This window comes from uncultured Clostridium sp. (assembly GCF_900547735.1).
In the GTDB taxonomy this organism is placed as follows: Bacteria; Bacillota; Clostridia; order Lachnospirales; family Lachnospiraceae; genus Otoolea.
Map to the genome: position 1 here is coordinate 1 of NZ_URHZ01000038.1, position 21298 is coordinate 21298.

At 51.4% G+C, this 21298-nt stretch carries 18 protein-coding genes; 4 read left to right on the forward strand and 14 right to left on the reverse strand.

Annotation, left to right across the window (positions count from 1 at the left end):
* Window positions 1-140 precede the first annotated feature (140 nt).
* Window positions 141-689, reverse strand: coding sequence for a DUF5662 family protein (locus QZT18_RS13030; protein ID WP_294148432.1), 549 nt, complete (start codon window positions 687-689; stop codon window positions 141-143).
* A 340-nt stretch (window positions 690-1029) separates the two neighbouring features.
* On the opposite strand from QZT18_RS13030, the gene QZT18_RS13035 reads away from it, so the two are divergent.
* Window positions 1030-1230, forward strand: a complete 201-nt coding sequence (locus tag QZT18_RS13035; protein WP_003503473.1) for a cold-shock protein — start codon at window positions 1030-1032, stop codon at window positions 1228-1230.
* A gap of 221 nt (window positions 1231-1451) precedes the next feature.
* Here the strand turns inward: QZT18_RS13035 and QZT18_RS13040 are convergent, their stop codons facing one another.
* The gene (locus QZT18_RS13040; RefSeq protein WP_294148433.1) at window positions 1452-2753 is read right to left on the reverse strand and encodes an SLC13 family permease; all 1302 of its coding nucleotides are present in this window, start codon (window positions 2751-2753) and stop codon (window positions 1452-1454) included.
* A 156-nt stretch (window positions 2754-2909) separates the two neighbouring features.
* The gene (locus tag QZT18_RS13045; RefSeq protein ID WP_294148434.1) at window positions 2910-3779 is read right to left on the reverse strand and encodes an alpha/beta fold hydrolase; all 870 of its coding nucleotides are present in this window, start codon (window positions 3777-3779) and stop codon (window positions 2910-2912) included.
* A gap of 204 nt (window positions 3780-3983) precedes the next feature.
* On the opposite strand from QZT18_RS13045, the gene QZT18_RS13050 reads away from it, so the two are divergent.
* Both QZT18_RS13050 and QZT18_RS13055 read left to right on the forward strand, forming a co-directional pair.
* A complete protein-coding gene (locus QZT18_RS13050) occupies window positions 3984-5612 on the forward strand; it encodes a CdaR family transcriptional regulator (protein ID WP_294148435.1) in 1629 nt (542 codons plus the stop codon).
* Window positions 5613-5940: 328 nt separating this feature from the next.
* Window positions 5941-7461 carry a carboxylesterase family protein gene (locus QZT18_RS13055; RefSeq protein ID WP_294148436.1) on the forward strand — a complete coding sequence of 507 codons (1521 nt, stop codon included), beginning with the start codon at window positions 5941-5943 and terminating at the stop codon, window positions 7459-7461.
* A gap of 193 nt (window positions 7462-7654) precedes the next feature.
* On the opposite strand, the gene QZT18_RS13060 is transcribed toward QZT18_RS13055, so the two are convergent.
* The 3 genes from QZT18_RS13060 to QZT18_RS13070 all read right to left on the reverse strand — a co-directional run bounded on the left by QZT18_RS13060 (window position 7655) and on the right by QZT18_RS13070 (window position 10333).
* A complete protein-coding gene (locus QZT18_RS13060) occupies window positions 7655-8497 on the reverse strand; it encodes a sialate O-acetylesterase (protein WP_366925879.1) in 843 nt (280 codons plus the stop codon).
* Between the two features lie 89 nt (window positions 8498-8586).
* Window positions 8587-9477 (reverse strand): Hsp33 family molecular chaperone HslO, encoded by an 891-nt coding sequence (hslO, locus tag QZT18_RS13065; RefSeq protein WP_294148437.1) that lies wholly within the window; start codon window positions 9475-9477, stop codon window positions 8587-8589.
* 103 nt (window positions 9478-9580) lie between these two features.
* Window positions 9581-10333 (reverse strand): class I SAM-dependent methyltransferase, encoded by a 753-nt coding sequence (locus QZT18_RS13070; protein ID WP_294148438.1) that lies wholly within the window; start codon window positions 10331-10333, stop codon window positions 9581-9583.
* Window positions 10334-10549: 216 nt separating this feature from the next.
* Here QZT18_RS13070 and QZT18_RS13075 point away from each other — a divergent pair, with 216 nt between their 5' ends.
* The gene (locus QZT18_RS13075; protein WP_294148439.1) at window positions 10550-11584 is read left to right on the forward strand and encodes a DUF6709 family protein; all 1035 of its coding nucleotides are present in this window, start codon (window positions 10550-10552) and stop codon (window positions 11582-11584) included.
* Window positions 11585-11613: 29 nt separating this feature from the next.
* Here the strand turns inward: QZT18_RS13075 and QZT18_RS13080 are convergent, their stop codons facing one another.
* The 8 genes from QZT18_RS13080 to QZT18_RS13115 form a co-directional block, all read right to left on the reverse strand.
* A complete protein-coding gene (locus QZT18_RS13080; protein WP_294148440.1) occupies window positions 11614-12834 on the reverse strand; it encodes an ROK family transcriptional regulator in 1221 nt (406 codons plus the stop codon).
* Between the two features lie 230 nt (window positions 12835-13064).
* On the reverse strand, window positions 13065-14402 hold the full coding sequence (locus QZT18_RS13085) for a fucose isomerase (protein ID WP_294148441.1): 1338 nt from the start codon (window positions 14400-14402) through the stop codon (window positions 13065-13067).
* A 75-nt stretch (window positions 14403-14477) separates the two neighbouring features.
* Window positions 14478-16031 (reverse strand): tripartite tricarboxylate transporter permease, encoded by a 1554-nt coding sequence (locus tag QZT18_RS13090; RefSeq protein WP_294148442.1) that lies wholly within the window; start codon window positions 16029-16031, stop codon window positions 14478-14480.
* A 5-nt stretch (window positions 16032-16036) separates the two neighbouring features.
* Window positions 16037-16504, reverse strand: coding sequence for a tripartite tricarboxylate transporter TctB family protein (locus QZT18_RS13095; protein ID WP_294148443.1), 468 nt, complete (start codon window positions 16502-16504; stop codon window positions 16037-16039).
* A 152-nt stretch (window positions 16505-16656) separates the two neighbouring features.
* A complete protein-coding gene (locus tag QZT18_RS13100) occupies window positions 16657-17748 on the reverse strand; it encodes a tripartite tricarboxylate transporter substrate-binding protein (protein WP_294148444.1) in 1092 nt (363 codons plus the stop codon).
* Window positions 17749-17786: 38 nt separating this feature from the next.
* Window positions 17787-18551 (reverse strand): sulfite exporter TauE/SafE family protein, encoded by a 765-nt coding sequence (locus QZT18_RS13105; protein ID WP_294148445.1) that lies wholly within the window; start codon window positions 18549-18551, stop codon window positions 17787-17789.
* A gap of 6 nt (window positions 18552-18557) precedes the next feature.
* Complete coding sequence (locus QZT18_RS13110) at window positions 18558-20564, reverse strand: alpha-glucosidase (RefSeq protein ID WP_294148446.1); 2007 nt, start codon at window positions 20562-20564, stop codon at window positions 18558-18560.
* Between the two features lie 58 nt (window positions 20565-20622).
* Window positions 20623-21294, reverse strand: coding sequence for a DUF4867 family protein (locus tag QZT18_RS13115; RefSeq protein ID WP_294148447.1), 672 nt, complete (start codon window positions 21292-21294; stop codon window positions 20623-20625).
* Between the last annotated feature and the right edge of the window lie 4 nt (window positions 21295-21298).

The window sequence follows — 21298 nt, forward strand, 5'->3', positions numbered from 1 at the left end:
CAAATATAAAACGGCAGAAACAAATATAAAACGGCAGAAACAAATATAAAACGGCAGAAACAAATATAAAACGGCGGAGAGAAAGCAGATTAATCCTTGCTTTTTCTTCGCCGTTTTTACGTCCCTCCGCCCGGAAGAAATCACTTTCTCTTCCTGTGGCGCAGCAGTTTCCTGATATAGTCAAATGTTTTTTCTTCTCCCTCGTCTTTCAGCATCAGAAGAAGTTTTTCAAGCTGTACCCTGGTCTTCCTATGCATCACCATGTAATCCATTCCCCGGTTATAATATTCCCAGGGGCAGGCATCCGTATATTCGTCACCCTTGTAGACCTTGGAGGCGGCAATCCGATCCATCACCATCTCCACCAGATAGTTCAGGGGCATCTCATTCCCAATCAGACCGTCCGCCTTATTGGGCGCAAAATCTATCCAGTACTCAAAATGGTGCTTGTTTCTTCCCTTATGGTGCAGCCAGGCCACGGAATAGCCCTTTTCTTCCTTTTCCGCCGCATTGGGGCTTCTGTCTCCCTGATAGTATTTGACTCCTATTTTAAATTCCTCCCAGGAATATTTAGACAGATCGTGGAGCAGGCCCTGCTTATAGAGTCCCACTTTAAAACAATTCTCCATTACCATCTGCTTATGTCTCGTTATTGTCCTGAAATGATGGACTGCATTCCAAAGATTCATGATTCTCTCCCCGCTGATTGCGCATCCGATTTATCCGGATGGTTATGATTTCCCCCGGATATCGCCTGATACTTATTTTACAACAGCCCTCTCCTTTTATCAACCACGTTTCTCCCCTTCTTTTCTCTCTTTTTATCACCGTATTTCAGCCCCGGAATCCCTTTTTTTCCATACAGTTTTACCATAAATACCCGTATGTTGTAAAATGATTGAATTTTCCCTGAAATTCCCTGAATTTCCCATAAAACCGTTTGACAGTCAACCCAAATTGTGCTATTCTGAGAACAGGCTGTAGATAGCTACAGTTAAAACATTTTTTTTATTTTTTTGGAGGTATCATATGAATAAAGGTACAGTTAAATGGTTTAACAACCAGAAGGGCTACGGATTTATTTCTGACGAGCAGGGAAACGATGTGTTTGTACACTACTCTGGCCTGAACATGGACGGATTCAAATCTCTTGAGGAAGGCGCTCAGGTAGAATTTGAAGTGGTTAACGGAGCAAAAGGCCCACAGGCAACCAATGTAGTAAAGCTTTAATCATCAACTTTCCAGTGTACCTCTTTCCATAATATGTTTAATATATATTTTGTGAATAAGCTATATTGAAATAAGTAAAATGATTACAATTAAGAGCCATCCACCCGGATGGCTCTTTTTGTTGAGCGGCTATGAAAAGTTCGCGAAGCGTGCTTTTCGTTGTTGAGCGGCTATGAAACGTTCGCGAAGCGTACTTTTCGTTGTTGTAAATTCAGTCCCGCCTATATCGGCAGCATTCCCGACACCACCATAAACAACAGCATCAGCAGGCTGAATCCGTATACCGGAAGAAGGGAATATTTTAAATGGCTTTTCATCTCCACTCCCGCCAGTCCCAGAGCCAGATACGGCGTCGCGTTAAAAAGGCTTAAGTTCGCACTGATCACTCCGGTTGCAAATACAGCGCCGAGCACCTGAACCGGCGTAAAGCCAAACGCGGCTACCATGGGGATAACGGCGGGCAGCACCACGGAATTCTTGGAACCGCCGATGGTGATGGAAAGCAGCATGCTGAAAAGGCAGAGCACAAAGGGAAGATGGGAAAGAAGACTGCCCGAAGTATTGGACACCATCCAGTTCGCCAAATCGGCGATGGCGCCCGTCCCCTGGTTTACCCCCACCATCACGCAGACGCCCAGAATCGTGACTGCCATGTCAAGCGCCATCGGAGCCTGCTTCTTCAGATACTCCCTCTGTCTTCCTATATCACGGAAGTTAACCACCAGCAGAATTCCGAATGTGAGGCCGAAGGCAAAATTCGTTTTCACAATACCGCCCAAAAGCGCCGCCATCAGGCACAGGGTGACAATCCCGTCAAACACCGCAACTCCCTTTCCCAGGGGAAATTCAAGGGGTTTATCTATCTCCCGCTTCATCTCTTCAAACTCTTGCCTGGTCATTCCCGCTCCGTGGCGTTTTTCATACGCTGCAAGAGGGATACAGAGGAGAAAAAGTGCGGCCAGGGAAAAAACCAGAACAGGAATCAGCCATAAAAACAGTTCGTACACATCAACATTGACGTAAGCCGCCGCCTCACAGAGCCCCGGCGCCCAGGGAAGCAGACACAGTATCCCCGACGCAAGACTTTCTATCAGCAGCAGAGCCTCACAGCGGATTCTCTGTTTTTCATACACGGGACGCATGGTCGGGATGGTACAGATTGCCGTCGTTGCCCCCGAACCGTCCAACTGGGTCAGGACGCTGATCAGCGCGGTAACCCACATCGTGCCGGTTATGCTGTTGCCGAGAAACCGCATGACCAGACGGATCAGAGCCTGAAATACCCCTGCCTCATGAAGCAGCCCAAAATATAAAACGGCAAAGACCATTAAAAACAGAGTGCCGGAAATGGCTTTTAGCCCCTCTCCAATAAAACCGCTAATTTCTGCCGGGCCAAAGCCCATGAGCAGGCTGGCGATAATGGGCACTGTGCTGAATATCACTCCCGGGCTGCTGACTCCCCGAAATAGCAGGATAATAATGAGTACCATCATAATCAGAGTTATTATACCGTTCCACGTCATCCGTTGTACCTTCCCTTACTGCGGCACGGCGTATGCTCCGGAACCATACTGCCGTCCAACATCATGCCGCGATGTCTGTAATTTATCATTTCAGTCATATCATAATTTTTTTCAGTCAATTATACAATGGATACTCTGCACAATAGGGACTCCCCTTCAATGGGCAGTCTTGTCTCCGTCTTTTTCAAAAGCCTCCTCCGCAAAGGCGGCAATTTCCCTCCTCACATCTTCGCGCCTGCCATAGTACAGCAGGTGGTTTGCCTCCTGGTAGAACACGGCCTTGGCATGTTCAATGGCCCCTATCGGCTGGACCGTTTTGCCAAGAGGAACCATTGCATCCTTCATGCCGATCAGCAGAAGCACCGGAAAATGAATTTCGGAGAGCGCCTTTAACACCTCCTCATCGGTCTTCAGCCAGGGGAGCGTAATTCCCGGCTGGATTTTCATCTCCTCCGGCCCCATATCCATTTTCATCTGATAAATCGTTTCCGCTTTCCGTTCAAATTCCTTTTTCAGCTCCGGGTCATCCCCAAACTTCTTGGCAAAATAGAGAATCCTCTGTTTGTGGTACATGGCAAGCTGCTCCACGGCCGCCCGGCTTCCCACCGCGTCGATTGTATATTTCCTGCTGGGTGAAATGGTTCCGATGCTTCTGGAGTGAGGGCCTGCCGCCAGCCCTGCAAAGCCGGTTAAAATTTCCGGGTGGCGCAGACAGAGATGCCAGCCGACTCCTCCTCCGTCGGAAGCGCCCGTATACAGAAACCGCTTGATTCCCATGGCTGCGGCAAATTCCGCCACATCGTCGGCCCAGATATCATACCATTTCTCTCCATAATCCTCCATGACATGGGCAGACTGCCCATATCCCCTCATCTGGATTGCAAAAACGTGAAAGCCCTCTTCCGCCAGATCATAAGGCCATCCCTTCCGATCCGGGTCGAGCTGCTGCATTGCCGACAAAATACAGCGTTCTCCCTGTCCAAACTCCTCATAATACAGCTTCGTATCTTTTAATTCTAAAAACATTCCCTTCTCCCTTCCAGGCCTTATGCCTTCCGGCGGCCTTTTTGTTACTGTCCGCAGGTAATATTCGTGGTTACTGTTCACACCGCATTGCGCTGTGAACAGCAGCTATTCGTATCGTGTTTTCGTGTGCATTTCGCACATTCTCGTTGAAATTTGTCTAAAAAGCTGATATCCTAATGCTAAAATGAAAAAGGAGGCCGTTCCGTGTTCACATTTCCGATTTTAGCGCAAAGTTTTTCCGACTGCCGGCTGCAGAGCCTGTTCTCACCGGACACCAATCTGACCGTCGGTAATATACAGCTGCTTTCCGAAAAGACGGCTGCTTTTGAAAAGCAGACCGTTTACATCGCCGCTTCCCGGACCGCTTCCAGGCTGTGGCGGCAGGGACTGATCCCGGACGGAACCATGCTTCTGCTGTCGGAAGACGGCTCCGGAGACGGAGGTTCGGACGGACGGCCCTTCGGCAGGTCGGATATTTCCTTTCTCTCCTGCCGTCTCCCGGCCGGGGAGATTTTAAACCGGGCCAACAGCTGTTTTTTCGACTTTACAGGCTGGATGAACCGGCTCTGCCTCCTGGCCTGCCGCAATAAAGAGATTCAGCCGCTGCTGAATGAGGCCGCTTCACGGCTGCATGTTCCTCTGTTTTTGTTAAACGGCGGCTACCGTCTCATTGCCTCGAATGTGGATTATGCATTCGAGAACGCTTATATCCAGCAGCTCTTGTCCTTCGGCTACCTCTCCGCCGACAGTATTGACACGTTTTTAAATTCGCCGGTTCCCGGACAGAAAAAGGATTCGGTCCCGAAAGGCATTTATGAGGCTCTGTTGGAGCCGGACAGCTACGGTCTTCTGGCCCCTTTAAAATACCATTCCAGCACCTACGGGCGCCTGCTGGTATTTTCCGAATCCGCCGGCCGGGATCCGGCCCTGTTTGACTATGTAAAACTGCTTGTCTCCCTGATCCGGGAGCATTCGCTGATGCACAACCGGGAAGAATTTGAATCCAACGCCGAGTTTTCCTCTCTAATCGGCGATCTGATTGAGCGCAGAATCTCAAGTGAGAAGGAACTTCAGAGCCGTCTGTTCCGGCTGCCGTTCCTTCCCCCGAATTTTTATACCTGCATCGTAGTCACCTTTGAACCCGGCCAGAAATCCCTGCCGACCGGCCTGATCCTTCACGCCCTGTCGGAGATTTTCCCGCCCTGCCAGACCGCGGTGTATCAGGGTGATTTAATTCTTCTTGTCAAAACGGAAGAAGATTCCTGGGATATTCCGTTCGACGGTGAGCGCCTGCAAAAACTGCTGGAACGCTACCATGCGTACGCCTCCATCGGCAATAAATCCGCCTTTGTTTCCTCTATCCGGCCCATTTACCTGCAGACAAAGGAGGTAATTTCCCTTGGCCGCGCCCTGAGCGGCGATCCGGGGCAGAGACTCTTTTATTACGACGATTACACCGCCTACCATCTCATCGACCTCTGCGGCCGCTTTGGTTATGATTTCCATGAAAATAACCTGATCTACCTGTGTACGCCGAAATATACGGTACTGAAGCGCCATGATATCGAGGAACATGATAACCTCTGCGAAATACTGGAAACCTACATCAGGAACAACTGCAATACCACGAAAACGGCAAAGGACATGTATCTCCACCGGAATACCGTCATTAATAAGATAGACCGGATCGAAGAAATAATCGGCCGCAGCCTGGACGACTGGAACCTTCAGATGATCCTGATGCTCTCCTCAATGATAGTCCGCTATGCCGAGAACTACCGGCAGGAGGATCTGCTTCATCCGGTTAAAAAATATTCTCCTTCGTCCGAATAGGACGCACGGCCAAATCTGATTCTCTATTTTATCGGGATTCCCCGTAAAATACAAGTGAATTCCCGGACTTTTTTCTTTATTCCGACGATTTATGAATCCTGCCCAACGGCAGGATTTTTATTTGTGCAGAGCGTCCATTGCTGCGGAGGGAAGAAAAAACTATGATACTACTAGAAACAGGCGCCGTATATAAAAACAGGCGGCGCGGAAATGAAGGTACACCTGAAATATTCCCTGATTCCGATATACGGATTCAGCCTTCCAATGCCCGCCTTTATGGCCGTAACGGGAATGCTCCCTGTCTAATAAAAGAAAAGAAAGGAATCATATGAACACTGATTTTACAACTGCACAATCCGAACCGTCCGGTTCCGTAACCGTGGATACGCCCTGCGGTAAAATTGAAGGTTTTCGCGGTAAGGAGGGAATCCTGACCTTCCTGAATATCCCATTTGCCACCGCAAAACGCTGGCAGCCGCCAGAAGAAATTACGTCCTTTAGCGGCGCCCTTCCGGCAAAGGCATTCGGACCCGCCCCGATACAGGCGGAGCCGGACCCGTTTTTTGCCGAGAGGAACGGTGATTTTCCCCATGTCCCCGTCTCCGAGGACTGCCTGAATCTGAATATCTGGGCGGCCGATGTGACGGTTCCCAAAAAGAGCGTGCTGTTCTGGGTATACGGCGGCTCCTACATCATGGGATACAACTATAAACGGCTGAATCTGCCCGAAAATCTGGTTAAGGCCCATCCGGAACTGATCGTCGTAGCCTGCAACTACCGGGTAGGCGTCCTGGGCAGCCTGAACCTCTCCTTCCTGGATCCGGGCGGCAGATACCGTTTCAGCAACAACCTGGCTCTGCTCGATATTATTGCCGCTCTCAAATGGACTCACCGCAACATCGCCTCCTTCGGCGGCGATCCCGGCAATGTCACCCTGTACGGCCATTCCGCCGGTTCCAATGCCATCAGTCATCTCCTGGTCATCCCGGAGGCCGAAGACTATTTCCAGAAAGCGGTCTGCCAAAGTTCCTATATGACCGATTTGGGCGCCGTAGCCCTGGATACCAGCGAAGAGATCGGCAGAACATTTTTTGAAGCGGCGGGAGTTTCCACACTTTCGGATGCTTTATCTCTGTCCCCCAAAGAAATACTGGCCGCGCAGAAAAAACTCTTTGGCGTCCGCTTCGGCGGCAAGGCCAGCAAACTCTTCTCTCCCGTCCAGGATGGACTGACCGTCGGCACGGATGCCTTCGAACGCCTGGTAAAAGGCGAATTTAAGGTAAAGGCGCTGATGATCGGAGGCAGTGAAGGGGAATATGATCAGATGTTTTTAAAGATGGATGCAGAGGAAACTAAGACATCCGTTATCCAGAGAAATACCGATAAAAAGGTAACGGAAAACGATATGGAGGCCTTCCGACGCCTTCATCCGGAGATGAGTGACAAGGAGGCCTATATGACGGTACACAATGATCTCGGCCTGCGTTTAGGCGGCGAATGGATTGCAAGGGCCTGCTGTTCCCATATCCCGGTCTACCAGTTCACCTTCCGCCTCCGGGATCCAAAGGAAGGCTTCAGAGCCTTGCACGGCGCTCCCTGCAACTATGTTTTCGGAAACCTGATTCCCAAAGGCGCCCCGGAAAGACTGCCGGAACAGATGATGGACGTCTGGGCGGCCTTTGCCGCTTCCGGCAATCCCAATGTGCCGTCCATTCCTCACTGGCCAGCCTATCATCCGGATGGGGATGTCATGGCAATCGGCGAAACCTGGACCCTTGATCCTGGTTATTGGAAAGCGGATTTTGCATTCTGGAGGGAGCGGTTTGCGGAAAACAGCATCCTGGCCTGAACGGCTGATTGAATGTAAATACAGGAAAAACAATAACGTAAAAAGGGGGGCGCCTGCCGGCTCCCTTTTTTCATTGACAAAAAATGCACTCCGCAGGTTTTCACGACTGCCCGGAAACAACGAAAAGTACGCTTTGCGAACTTTTCATTGCCCCTCAATAAAATTACACAGGGCGGTTTTGCATTTTTTATCATCATTTCTGCCCCTGTGCAAAAACTTCCATCAGTTTTTCATACGGTATTTTTCCGCGGGTGAAATTTTCAAGCGCCATATAAACTTTCTCGGCTGGGGTATTCTCCCTGTTATGGCAGGCATCTGCCAGCTTTTCCTCGTCTTTTAACGGATGATAAACATGCTGTTTTCCATGGTACGCCTCAAAATACCGCAGGCCAAAGATTCTCTGTGACCTTGCATTGATATGGATGCCGTCCGGATTTGAGGTCAGCCCCTGCGCCGTGACAAAATAACAGTTCTCATTCTCTTCTGCAAACCTCATGAGTTCCCGGTTAATCAGCCCATACTCCACGCATCCCAGCCCAAACGCCGTTTTCCCCAGATAGTCTCCAAGGCCGCCTATGATAAACGGAATATCCGGAGCATTTAATTCTTTTCTCAAGCGTTCGACGATACGGGACAGTTTCCCATAATACGTTTTGTATTTTCCGCTGTCACTGTCGCTCTCACCCTGATGCCATAACACGCCTGCCAGTTCACTGTTTTCCATGGCGAATCCGGCTTCACTGACCGCATGGCGGAATAAAACGCCGTCGGGCGCCCATTCGTCTATCATGCTTCCTCCCTCCGCACATGGGATTAAGCCGATTTTTTCTTCCGGGTTCACACGGCACCAGGACTCGGCAAAGGATGATGCAAGGCTGATTCCCGCAACCGGTCTGTCGAAATTCACCGGCTCCGTCATCATCTGCCATCTGCCGCTGCGCAGCATTTCTATTCTCTCATTGTAAATCGGCGGCACCTCGTGTATAAAACCGCGGCCGGCCATGTTGGATTGTCCTATCATTAAAAAGGATTTCATTATGTATGCCTCCATATTTGCAAAGGGGCGCCTGCCGGCGCCCCACTCTTCCTGATTCTGCTGATTTCCCAGATTTTCTCCCTGCCGTCTTACCGAACCGCCCTCCTGAGAAGGTCGTTCAGCTCTTCCACTGTAAATGCGTAATTCTGATTGCAGAAATGGCAGTTTACTTCGATTGTTTTGCCCTCGTCGATCATTTCCTGAAGTTCTTTCCTTCCGATGCTGATCAGCGCTTTCTCCACCCTTGCTTTGTCACAGTTGCAGTAAAATTCCGTCGGCATCGTGTCTAGGATTTCCAGGCCGAATTCACCGATGACGGAATCGAGTATCATCTCCGGTGTCCGGCCCGCATCCAGGAGGGAGGTTATGGAATCCATATCCCCCAGCTTTTTCTCCAGTTTATCGATAATATCGTCGGATGCCCCCGGCAGAAGCTGGATAATGAATCCGCCCGCCTGGCGCACGGTATTGTCTTTGTTCATCAGGACGCCTAATGCGACCGAGGTCGGGATCTGCTCCGAAGTAGCGTAATAATAGGTCAGATCCTCGGCTATCTCGCCGGAAACCAGGATGGTCTGCCCTACATAAGGTTCCTTCAGGCCGATATCCCTGATCACGCTCAGAACGCCGACTCCTAAAGCGCCTCCCACGTCCAGCTTGCCCTTTGAATTGGGCGGCAGCATAACGGCGGGGTTAAAGGCATATCCCTTTACGTTTCCGGCGCTGTCGGCCGTCACGGTAAGGCCCTCAATCGGTCCGTCTCCCTCGACCCTCAGCGTCAGGATATCGTCTTTTCCCTTCATCATTATGCCCATCATGCCTCCTGCCGTCAGCAGTCTCCCCAGGGCGGCCGTCGCCACCGGGCTTGTATTATGGGCGGCTCTGGCCTTCTCCACCACTCCTCTTGTCGTTGCCGCAAAAGCCCGTATCTGGCCGTCCGCCGCCGTCGCTCTGATTATATAATCTCTGTCTGTTGTCATATATCGTCCTTTCTGTCCATATTCTCCCTTCGGCGCTTTCTCCTTGGGGAGGTCCGGATACTTTTCTTCTATATTGAGGTCTGCGTTTGATGTTTTTCCTTCTCTACTTGCCCTGTTCCCTGGCTACCACGTAAATACGCTCGCTTGTCTCTTTCGGCATTTCCCTTGTGAATGCGTCATATGCGGTCACAAATTCCATCCCCGCCTCTTCGATGGCCGCTTTCACTTCTTCCAGCGAATATGCCCTCTGAAAGTGAGTCTCCTGGTATTTCCGGTACAGTTCTCCCTCTTCCCGGATAAAAAGAGTCAGATCGTATTCATTGATACGTTCCTCCTCGTCATAGTCGTTGTCCCAGATGAAGCTGCTCTCTTCCCTGTCCTCCGCGATAGTGGACTGGCCCAGGATTTCCCTGTATTTGTATTCCGTATTGAGGTCGAATATAAAAACGCCTCTGGGATCCAGGTAATTATTTACCAGGCGGAATACCTGAACCAAGTCTTCATATTCCAGAATATAGTTCATCGAGTCACAGATGCTTACAACCGCGCATACCGTGCCGTACAGCTCAAACTCCCTCATATCCTGCTGCAGATAGAGAATGGGCAGTCCGGACTGCACTCTCTTTTCCATGGCAATCTGGAGCATGTCCTCCGAAAAATCCACACCAATCATGTCATAGCCCTGTTTCGCCAAAAGCTCGGTCAGACTTCCCGTCCCGCAGCCCAGGTCCAGGAGAATCCCTTCCCCGGCCCCATATTCCCGGAGCAGGGACGTAAGATATCCGCACCATTCCTCATAGGGGATGTTGTCCATAAACATATCGTAAACCGAGGCAAAGCCCGTATATGCATCCATATTTATTATACCTCATTTCACTCTTCTTAATAATCCGGTAACCTGCCGGTAAAACAGTAACCCGATCATAACAATTTTTTTCTTTAAAAGCAACCTGTTCTTGATTATTTCACTCTCTATGCGTTATACTTGTTATTGTCCTTACGTGATTACGGTAACTATCCCTGAACTGCTGGAATCCTTGTGCCACAGTTCTTATTGAAAGTGAACAGACCGATGAAAAACAGTTTCATTATTAAAAATATACGCAGAGCCCTGTTAAAACAGCTTATTTTCCCGGTTCTGCTTCTGATTGCCGCCATGGCGGCCCTGATAAAAATCCCCAGAGCCAATTTTCTTTCTCCCCGGCCTCTGAATTCCAAAAGCCATTATGAAAATTTTTATAACCGCGCTCTCCCCTACGTCACCGTTTCCGTGTCGGGTCTTCAATATACCGGCTGCAATTATGTCGTAAACGGGCGTACGGAGGGATATTATTACTATACCCTGACGGACGGTTTCTGCCAGTACTATCTGCTGGATAACCGCGATATTTCCAGCCCGGGCGGGGAGGCGCTTCCCCCTCTCAACTTAAGCGGCAGGCTGATTGAGATGACGGAAAGCGAATATGAGGCTGTCCTGTATGAGATGGCGGAGGGACTTGACTGGACCGTACCGTCCCTCAGGAAGATGACGGCGCCCTATGCGGTCTCCACCCTGCCCTATCCCGTATACCTGACCGTTTTGTTTCATCTTCTGGCCTACGGCTGCCTGTTTTTATCACTGACGGACATCCTCTGTTCGCTGTACTATATCTGGGAGCCCCACCGTTCCCCGACCTTCCGCTATCTGGGCAGTTTCGGCGAGATCCGGACGCTTCTCCCCAAGGTGGAGATTGAGATGAAACATGTCAGCATTGCCAAATCGGGTAACATCTATCTGACCCCCGGTTATATTGTCAATGTAGATACCGTCCGAAGCCTGATTCTGCCGCTTAAATCGGTCGTATGGGTTTATTATCACAGCAGGCGGCTTGCGCTCCCCGGACTCTCCCGGTTCCATTTCCGTATGAGCTACACGCTTCATATCATGGCCGACGACGGGCGCACCTATGATTTTACCGGCAAGAAAAAAGAAGATCTGGATTATATTATCGCCTCCCTGGAAGAACGTGACACAGGCATCCTTCTCGGATACTCCGAGGAAAACAGGCGGCTTGCCAGGGAAATATTAAAAAGCATCCGCGGGCAGAAAGGCAGGAAAACCGGCTGACAATTACTCAGCCGGTTTTCCCGCCTTTTTCAGTTCTCCTGGCTGCCCGCCAAAAGGAATAATTCATTGACCGCCACAGCCAGAGGACCGATATATTCAATCCTGTCGCTGAGCTCCGATTTTAAAATATAACCGCCGTGGTAGGACGAGTCGTAATGGCTGCAAAAATGCACGAACCGCTCCTCCACGTTCCTGTGTTCAAACATCTCCCCGTAGATAATCACCTTATCCGGAGCCAGAAGTGTGATGGTATTGACCGCTACCCGCGCCATCTGCTCGATGATATCGTCAAATACCTGCCACATCCCTTCATCCTCCACCGCCATCCACTCCGCCATATTCCTCGCTTCAATACGGCTTAAGTCTCCCTTTACCAGGCGGTAAAGCTCCGGCATGGTTTCTTCCGTGCAGGCCTCCCGGATCCTGGAGGCAATGGCATGGGTGGCCACTTTCGTCTCAAGGCACCCCCTGCGTCCGCAGCGGCACGGTTTCCCGTCTTTTTCCACGATATAATGGCCAATCTCCGCGGTCTTGGAATTCTGGCTGTCGTAAAGCCGTCCGTGGATAATGATGGCCGAACCGACTCCCGGCCCCCATTTGATGAACAGAAGATTTTCCCATTCCTTTCCGTTCCCGTAGATCAGCTCACCCTCGGCAAATGCCTTGACATTATTTTCCACAATGGTGGGAAGATTCATCTGTTTGCCGATAAGCTCTCCCACCGGGACCGCCTCGTTCCAAATCCGGTACGCATGCTGGCTTACGCCGGTACTCCGCTTAACCGGGCCAGGCACCGATACGCCGATTCCCAGCACTCCGTCCTTTGCAATACCGTTCTCCCACATCAGCGCCTTGCTCTCATCGGTCACCTTCTTTAAAAACTTCTCCGGGGCTATCGTCCCGTCGGTCGCCAACTGCTTCTCCCCAAGTTTCTTCCCCTTCAGGTTACTGATCGCGATAAAGGTTTTCGCCGCCTCTATACTGATAGAAAGCACATAGCTGTACTGGTAGTTGATATCAATCAGAATTTTTTTCCTGCCGGCCCGCCGTTCCTCTTCCACCTCGCCCTTTTCACAGAGAATCCCTGCTGATATCAGTTCGGTGCAGATCAGCGTCACAGTTGCCGGAGTCAGTTTCAGCCGGATGGCAATGTCTTTCCTGGACATTGCACCGCAATCATTGAGAAGCTTCAATATGGAGCTTCTGTTGCTCAGCTTCACATTCTCTAAATTGATTCCTGTATATCCCAATTTTTCGTCCTGTCCTTCTCTGCAATATTATATAAACTAATAACAGTCCAGCCCCTTCCGGACTGTTACAAAAAACTGTTTCCTCGACAATCTCTTTCTTTAGTATAGGTGCAATTGTTTTTTTTAGCAAGCAGAAAGTACGCCTGTGGGGAACCTGTTTAAAGAGGCCATTACCTGTGAACCGTTACAAGAGGCCGTCGTCCGCATATCCTCCAGTCAGGCGCTCCCGGTTAGTAACGGCAGATTTCCGCTCCCGTCATGTGGGCCAGTTTTTCAAGCTCCGACGCCACATTGCCGTAAATCACTACGAAATGAGGTTCCCATCCCTCTTTTACGCTGCCGTATACAACTTCCTTTGCCGCCTTCTCCGTCTTCACCACGATGGAAGTTCCGCAGAACTGTTTCGGCTTGTCGAGCGCCTCTCCCTGTGCGATGAAGAAACGGAAGGTGCCGTCCGTCTTTCTGCCGACGCGGAACACGGTCACATGCTCACATGCCTCGCAGCCAAAATCCATGGTCGGGCCGATCTTTCTGTTTGGATGCACTCCCACCCGGGCGCCAGTATCCTTCCTGGCCAGGGAGCAGGCCGCCATGCCGCAGTGCCAGTAGGTGATCGTCCCCTCTTTTTCATCCATGGAGACGGGATCCCCGAAGAATGCCGCATTACCGGTCAACTGGCTTCCAATGTACATGGACAGCGCCCCGTACACGTCGGATTCACAGCTCGCCGAAATCCCGGCGGCATTGAGCAGGGAAAGCACCGAACATACCGGTGTCCCGAAGGAAGTGAAAAAGTCGGGCCAGCAGCGGGAAGACAGGGCGCCGATTCCGTTCTCTTTAACATAGTCTTTGTATGCCTTGTAGAGACGGGCAAAATCTTTTACATTTTTCTCAGGGGTATCCTCCATCCCCACCATCCACTGTTTTGCTTCCTCAAGATATGCACCGCACTCCTCATCCGTAAAGCTTTTCGCCTTCTCAATAAGCTCTCTCGCCTCGATGGCCTCAAGCGTCACTCCGAAGGTGTGGAGAAGCTCCGCATCCAGGGCACGGCCAAAGCCGAAACCCTGGGGGGTATGACCGACGGCCGCCATTTTAAGGCTCCTTAATTTACAGCGCACATCGGCGGCTCGGATGGCAGCCCCTATCTCGGCCGCCACCTCATCCTCCTCCGGGGAGCCGAAAACGTATTCAAATTCCTCATCCCGGAATGCGCGGATAGCATTGGCCGCGGAATACGCCCCGGTCAGGGAATTCAGGCGGAGCCTGCCGCCGTCTATCACCGGCTCCCTCAGCGTCCAGAGAAGCACCGGGCAGGTAAAGCGTTTTAACACTTCGCCCGCGTAGGCCGCATTGGCAAAGGTAATGTTCTGAAGTACAATCAGATCCGGGTGGATGGTGTCCAGGAATCCATTCAAATCATCCAGTGTCAAAAGCATTTTGTCGGGATATACGCCGCCCTCCGTCAGGGAAGACAGCAGTTTTATGGATTTATCAAATTCGATCTGCGCACTTTCCAAATGGAACGTGCCGACGCCGATCGGAATATAGGCAACTTGAAAGCTCATTCTTTTTCTCCTTTTTCATTATCAGCCGCGGGTCCTGTTTTATACTCCGCGGATTCGGTTTTTCGTCCCGCAGACTCAGGCTTTTCCTTCCGCCTGCTCCTGATCTTTCATCATCTCTTCCATCTGCGCCTGGTTTAATGCCTCCACCTTCTTATTAATCCGGATCATGGAAACCACCAGAATTACGGTGAGGATCAGAATGACGCAGGAAATCGGCCGTTTGAAGAAAATCAGATAATCTTTATCATAGCTCATCATACTGGTGACAAAGTTCATCTCCATAATATCCGCCAGGATCATTCCCAGCATCATCGGAGTGGACGAGATGTCCAGTAACGTCAGCAGGTAGCTGAATACCAGAATGGCCGCGGTCAGCACCAGTTCCTTCGTGTTTCCGGTGGCTGCAAACGCGCCGGCAAAACAAAAGATAATGATGATCGGAGCCAGGTAGGTATAGCGCACCTGGATAATTTTGGCGACGGCCCTGGTGAGGGCCAGGCCGATGGGATACAGGAAAAGGTTGGCCACAAGGCAGCCCAGGATGATGGAATAGGCGATTACACCCTGCTTTGTAAACATATTAGGTCCGGGCTGGATGCCGTGCAGGATAAATGCCCCGAGAAGCAGCGCCGTAACTCCGTCACCGGGAATCCCCAGGGTCAGGAGGGGAATCATGGCCGAGCCTACCACCGCATTGTTGCTGGCCTCTGCCGCCGCAATTCCTTCCAGGCTCCCCTTGCCGAAGTCCTGGGGACGTTTGGAAGCTCTCCGGCATTCGTTGTAGCACATAAACTGGGCCACACCGCCGCCCACGCCCGGCATTGCGCCCAGAATCGAAGCGATGGCGGAGGATCGCGTGCAGGCCGGAAGGATCGATTTGGCCTCCTTGAACGTCAGTCCCTCATTGTCAATCTTCGTCATATCGTCCAGTTTTCCCTCTGCCAGGACAAAGTCCCTCAGCTTCTGCACCACCTGGGTCAGCGCAATCAGGGCGATCATGGCCGGCAGCATGTCGATTCCGTACCGCAGGGCATCGATGCCGAAGGTAAACCGCATGACGCCCGTTACCGCATCGGCTCCGATGGACGCCATCAGGATGCCCAGAAGACCCGACATAATTCCCTTTGGAAGGCTGTCGCCGCTGACGCCGGCTATCAGGGAAATGCCCAGGATCGCCATTGAGAAATACTCCACCGACGCGAATTTCGACACCAGTTTCGTGATGAACGAGGCACAGACCAGAAGTAACAGGGCTGAAAACAGGCCGCCGAAGGTGGAGGCGAATAAAGAGGTGTCCAGCGCTTTCTTCACCTTGCCCTTTTTTGCCAGCGGATACCCGTCGAACGTCGTGGCAATGGCCGAATTGGTTCCCGGCGTATTCAGCGTAATGGCGCTGATTGAGCCGCCGTACATGCCTCCGACATATACGGCCAGAAGGGAAATGATCGCCGTGTCCGGGGATGAAAATGAATAAGTAAGCGGCAGAAGCAGGATAATGCCCAGGGTAACGGAAAGGCCGGGAATACATCCCACGATCATGCCCAGAACCAGGCCTCCGAAAATAATTACCAGGTTACCGACGGTAAACACCTGGTGTAAAGCGAGAATAATCTGCTGTAAATCTCCCATAAAAGTCACCCTCCCAGTCCCGGAATGCCCGGCAGCGATACATGGAATACATATTTAAACAGAAAAAAGATTCCAATCCCTGCCGCAACCGTAAAGATATAGATAAAAGGTTTGCGCTCCCCGCAGTAAAACAGTATAGTCGGGAAAATAATAACTACGCCCGGAATAAATCCGATGTTGATCACCAGCGCCACAAAGACACAGAGAAGGACGATCATGATAATGCATGGTTTTTCCTTTTTCCAGTCGAATTCAATTATCTTTTCTTTTTTCAACACCAGGCTCTGTATCAGCAGTAAAACCGAACAGATCAGGGTTCCAGCCAGACAGATGCCCGGAATAATTCTCGGGCTGGGCGCACCGGAGTCAAACATGGGGAGACGAACCTGAGTCGGCATCGCAATCAGCATCGCGATGCTGAACAGCCCCATAAGGATTCCGGACCAGAAGTTGGTTTTAATCTTAAATTTCATTGACAACACTTCCTTTCTCCGAAGTCTCTGCAAAAATTTTCCTGAGATACGGGGAATGGGCTGCCTGACGGCAGCCCATCAGCCCCTTTTTGATACCCGACCCGTGCACACGGCTTTCAGGTCAGTGCCGCGTTTTTTATAACTGGTTCTTATTACTGCTGCTTGCTCAGAGTTTCAAATGCAGCGAGGGCTTTTGCACATCCGTCTTCCAGGAAAGCATTCGCATCATCACCGTACACCTCAAACCTGTTCAGCATAATCTCGCCAATCCAGTCGCTGTATTCCGGAGATGCCCATACGTCTTTGGAAATCTGGGCCACCTCATCGATCCAGGCCTGATCGGCTCCGGTGCGGACTGCGACAAATCCTCCGGCCGGAAGAATCGAACCGCTGTAATCAACGTCTGCATTCAGGGCAGGATCCTTTACATCGCCTGCAATTCCCGGAACCTCAATCGGGCCGTCAGGGCCTGCAAAACCTTCGAATTTCTTGTCGGAAAATGCCAGTACCGGGATCATGGTCCCTGCCTCCACGTCTTCCTGGCCGGCCTGGGTTGTGCCTACGAACACGTCCACTTCACCGTCCGTCAGACCTTTCTTCTGGGCTGCTCCTCCATCATAAGGAACTACCATCACCTTACCGCCCTCCTGGGCCATCAGGGAACCGAGAGCCAGATGCGGATCCGATAACGGGTTGCCGCCGGACATCTTGATACCGCCTGCTTTAGACTTTTCGAGAAGGTCTGCCAGCGTGGCATCCGGTTTTGCGTACATAATCCAGGTTCTGTCATCAATATCGGCAACCGGGTAAATATCATTTCTGTCAAAATCCACTACCTCTGTCTGATATTTCTTTCCCAGGTCATGACGGTACGCCACGCCGAATCCGTATACCAGGAGATCTTTGGTGGATGGATCCTGGTCCGTGTACCAGTTTGCCGCGGAGAATCCGTCTCCGCCGGTCATATTCTCAACGATAAAATTGTATTCCGGATGAACTTTGCCTGCTACCAGGGCATATTTTCTTGCAATGGCATCGGCCGTTCCTCCTACGCCGTAAGGGCAGATAATCTTAATTGTCTGGCCGCTTCCGCCTGCTGCCGGCGCATTTGCATCGGCAGCCGCCTCCGTCTTGCCGTCCGAAGCCGCTTTCGTCTCCGCCGCTCCCGATCCGGAACTTCCGCAGCCCGCCAGTGAAACCGCCATTACCGCCGCCATCGCCAGTGCTAATACTCTTTTCTTCATAATTAAAACCCTCCTGTATCATTTAAAATATTCTTTTGCTACTTAACCAACAATAATACCCCTGAAATAAACAACAGCAGATATGTAATCATCATAAACAGCTTCTGGCTCATTCTGGCATAGAGCTTTGCCCCGATGAACATTCCGGCCAGCAGAAACGGGATGGAGATCATCTGTGTTTTCACAAGTTCCGCATTCCACAGCCCCATCCTGATGTCGTCCGCCAGAATCATGCCGTTTAAGAAAATCCAGACCGTAGAGATGGTAGCCCTAAAGCTCACCTTATCCGGTATTTTTTTTGTCAGATAGCCGATTAAAAGCGGGCCGCCCGATACAAAAATCCCGTGCACGATACCGGCCAGCACCAGCAGAAGATACAGCGCCGGCGAATCTTTAACCCTCTCCTGCGCTGCAAAAGCCGCTTTCTTCCCGTCTTTTCCGTCCCCTTTTTTCAGTGTGTAAATTCCCTGTACGGACAGAAAGATGATGAAAACTCCGAGAATCTTATAAAGGATCTGTTCTTTTCCCGCAAACAGCCCTTTGATCAGGATTCCCCCGATAATGCCCGCCGCCATGACGGCCACAATCTTTTTTAATTCCTTCCAGCAGACACTCCCGTGTTTACCGGCAAAGACGTAAATTCCCGATAAAAGCCCCAGCACGTTAAGCACCGGTTTGGCTACCGGATATCCCACCAGCATCAGGCTGGGCGGCATGGCGAGAATGGTTCCCGCAAAGCCGGTGATTCCCTGGATGATGTTGGTGAACAATATGATAAGAAGAAACAGTATGTAATTTGTCATCGGCGTTTACTTCCCGTGTTTTCTGCGGATTTCTTCAAACAGAGGCGCGTACTCCGAGTCTTTTCTGCAGAATACCGGCGTGTCTCCCAGCGTTGCCGGAACCGTATGGCTGCCTTTTCCGTATTCGTCCCCGGTCCACAGATGGATCCATTCTCCTTTTGGAAGATAAACCTCCCACTGGATTCGTTCCGCCAGATAGACGGGGGCTGCCAGCACATCCCGTCCCAGCATGTATTCATACTGGATATCGTAGCACGCCTCGTCCTCCTCGTTGTGCAGGAACAGAGGACGCTGCACCGGGATACCCGTCTTTGCATTCTCAGCAACCAGCATTTTTATATAGGGGGCCATCATCGTATAGATATCCACCAGACGGGCCAGCCTGTTCATGCAGTCTTCATCCTCATAATACTGGAAATTCTCGTCCGGGCGGTTCCCCTCATGGGTCCGCATCACCGGCGTGAATGCCGCCATCTCGGCCCAGCGCAGGAACAGTTCCTTTGTCCTGGTGTTGCCGAACAGGGATGTGTATCCTCCGATATCGCTGTGGCTTAAGCCGCAGCCGGTCATACCGGCGCTCAGGGCCGCGCAGATTACAGTTGCCAGACCGTCATGGATTGTAAAGTCCACCGACTGGTCGCCCGCCCAGAGCAGGGTGCAGTACTTCTGGCTTCCGGTGCCTCCGGCACGCATAAAATAAACCGCCTCGCCGAGCTTTCCCGTTTCCACAAGCGCATCGTAATTACATTTTGCCCAGAGAGCCGGCCAGCGGTTATGCTCCACCATCGCCGTTTTCCCGCTCGCGAGCACGATGTCGCCGGTCGGCAGGTATTCGCCGAAATCCGCCATCCATCCGTCCACTCCGATATCCAGGCTGTGTTTTATGATTACCTCATTTTTAAACCACTCATAGGCGGCGGGGTTGGTAAAATCCACCACACCGCAGTAGAATTCCCCGAAATCCACCAGGTAGTCGCTGCCGTCCGCTTTGGTGGCAAAGACTCCCGCCTCTTTCCCCCGGCGGTATAAATCCCCGTCGTTTACCAGGTATGGGTTGATGTAGCCCAGGAACCTGATTCCTCTCTCATGCAGCTCTTTGATCTGTTCCGGCAGGCCTGGGTACATTTCCTTATGGTACTGCCAGTCCCACTGGAGACGTTTTCCAAAGGATGTTACCCGCTTGCCGCACCAGTCCTGGCACCAGATGCCGGAAACTTTAATGCCGTGTTCCAGTGTCTTTTCAAGAAGGCCGAAGGAACGCTCGTTTCCTCCCTGGACGCCGATGATCAGGCCGTTATAAATCCAGTCCGGAAGCTCCGGCTGCCGTCCGAAGAAGGCGCTCTCCTTTTCCAGGAGTTCCACGAAATTTTCCGCCGCCTCGATACGGATGGAGGACGGCACTTCCCATATCTGCAGTTCATGGAAGCCGGGACTGCGGAAATCAAAATCGGCATAAGCCGTGGAATCCACGTGGAGATAGTAATGCTTAGTGGAAACAAAGGTGGGCTGCGGGTAATTGGTATTGTAATAATCCCCTCCCGCCTTATTTTCCACGTCCGAACGCCATGTCACATAGGTGGTTTTGTCCCGGCCGACTCCCGGCTCGGAGGTCCACAGCGGAAAATGCCTTCCCCTTAAGTTGAAGTATGACATCTGTTCGCCGCATCCATAGCATTTCTCGTCAGCGTCCGCACTGACACGGAACCAGAACCGGTTGACGGCCGGGTTTTTCTGTTCAAAGGAGAGCGCCGCACAGCCGCCGTCCAGTTTCAGGGTCATGGAAAGCTCCCCCTCCATATCAAATACCAGGCCGTCCGGCGTTTCCCGGGTTCCCGTAACGTAAAGCGCCCTGCGCTCCGTCACGTAATCCTCAATCTTGAAATTGCCGCGGTACATATCCACATTTTCTTTTCCGCATCCGACATAGATAATCGGAAGGTCTTTTCTGTATTCCAGAATCGTCTCCGAGCCGTGTTTTAATGCGAATTCATTGCCGTTTCGAATCAGTTTCATAAAAATCTCCTTACCGAATCTGCCGCTGCCGCTCTTTTTACGGGCGGCGGCGTCCGCCTTAATAATGTAATTCCTTATTCTCACCGATGAGTCCGGCATGGGCTCCCTGTCTGATTAACGGCTCCCGCTCCGCATGGGCAATCACCCATTTATTCTTCTGAAGCAGCAGGACTCCCTCCGCCTCCGCCGCTTCACTCTTGTGTTCCAGCGGGGTATTGGTTCCTCTGGGAAGGATTACGATCCCCTTAAATCCTTCGTCCGTTACGCGGCAGGGAGAAAGATGAAGCGTGGTCTGGTACATCTCGATTGCCGTGCCTCTTTCTACGAAAAAGACCTTTGCGTCCTCCACCCGGTATGTATTGTCATGAATTTCCCATACATGGCCCAGCACCAGCATAAAGTCGGTTACCGCCACGTTAATCTCGCTTCCCTTGTGATACTCAAAACCGTTGTATGTCGTATTCCGTCCGTTGCAGTAACCTGCCTGAATCTCCATCTCGCCGTAGAATTTATCCCGGATGTCCCGGAATACCGGCTCCGCTTCCAGCTCCGGCACCGAAGCCAGATATACATTCCCGTTCTCCGGTACCTCCGTGTGTTCTTCCATAAAGGAGACCAGTGCAGACATATCGTATCCCGTCACCACCCGTCCATAGGAGGCAAATTCCGGATCCTCCACGGAAAGAACGGGCACATCATTGACCTGATTCAGTCTTTCAAGCGTTGTCATGCTT

Excerpts from the sequence above, each read along its gene's own strand:
- QZT18_RS13085 (WP_294148441.1), bottom strand. The coding sequence starts at position 14,402 with ATGAGCTTTCAAGTTGCCTATATTCCGATCGGCGTCGGCACGTTCCAT.
- QZT18_RS13070 (WP_294148438.1), bottom strand. The coding sequence starts at position 10,333 with ATGGATGCATATACGGGCTTTGCCTCGGTTTACGATATGTTTATGGAC.
- QZT18_RS13110 (WP_294148446.1), bottom strand. The coding sequence starts at position 20,564 with ATGAAACTGATTCGAAACGGCAATGAATTCGCATTAAAACACGGCTCG.
- QZT18_RS13105 (WP_294148445.1), bottom strand. The coding sequence starts at position 18,551 with ATGACAAATTACATACTGTTTCTTCTTATCATATTGTTCACCAACATC.
- QZT18_RS13060 (WP_366925879.1), bottom strand. The coding sequence starts at position 8,497 with ATGAAATCCTTTTTAATGATAGGACAATCCAACATGGCCGGCCGCGGT.
- QZT18_RS13115 (WP_294148447.1), bottom strand. The coding sequence starts at position 21,294 with ATGACAACGCTTGAAAGACTGAATCAGGTCAATGATGTGCCCGTTCTT.
- QZT18_RS13040 (WP_294148433.1), bottom strand. The coding sequence starts at position 2,753 with ATGACGTGGAACGGTATAATAACTCTGATTATGATGGTACTCATTATT.
- hslO (WP_294148437.1), bottom strand. The coding sequence starts at position 9,477 with ATGACAACAGACAGAGATTATATAATCAGAGCGACGGCGGCGGACGGC.
- QZT18_RS13100 (WP_294148444.1), bottom strand. The coding sequence starts at position 17,748 with ATGAAGAAAAGAGTATTAGCACTGGCGATGGCGGCGGTAATGGCGGTT.
- QZT18_RS13055 (WP_294148436.1), top strand. The coding sequence starts at position 5,941 with ATGAACACTGATTTTACAACTGCACAATCCGAACCGTCCGGTTCCGTA.
- QZT18_RS13045 (WP_294148434.1), bottom strand. The coding sequence starts at position 3,779 with ATGTTTTTAGAATTAAAAGATACGAAGCTGTATTATGAGGAGTTTGGA.
- QZT18_RS13035 (WP_003503473.1), top strand. The coding sequence starts at position 1,030 with ATGAATAAAGGTACAGTTAAATGGTTTAACAACCAGAAGGGCTACGGA.
- QZT18_RS13095 (WP_294148443.1), bottom strand. The coding sequence starts at position 16,504 with ATGAAATTTAAGATTAAAACCAACTTCTGGTCCGGAATCCTTATGGGG.
- QZT18_RS13090 (WP_294148442.1), bottom strand. The coding sequence starts at position 16,031 with ATGGGAGATTTACAGCAGATTATTCTCGCTTTACACCAGGTGTTTACC.
- QZT18_RS13030 (WP_294148432.1), bottom strand. The coding sequence starts at position 689 with ATGAATCTTTGGAATGCAGTCCATCATTTCAGGACAATAACGAGACAT.
- QZT18_RS13075 (WP_294148439.1), top strand. The coding sequence starts at position 10,550 with ATGAAAAACAGTTTCATTATTAAAAATATACGCAGAGCCCTGTTAAAA.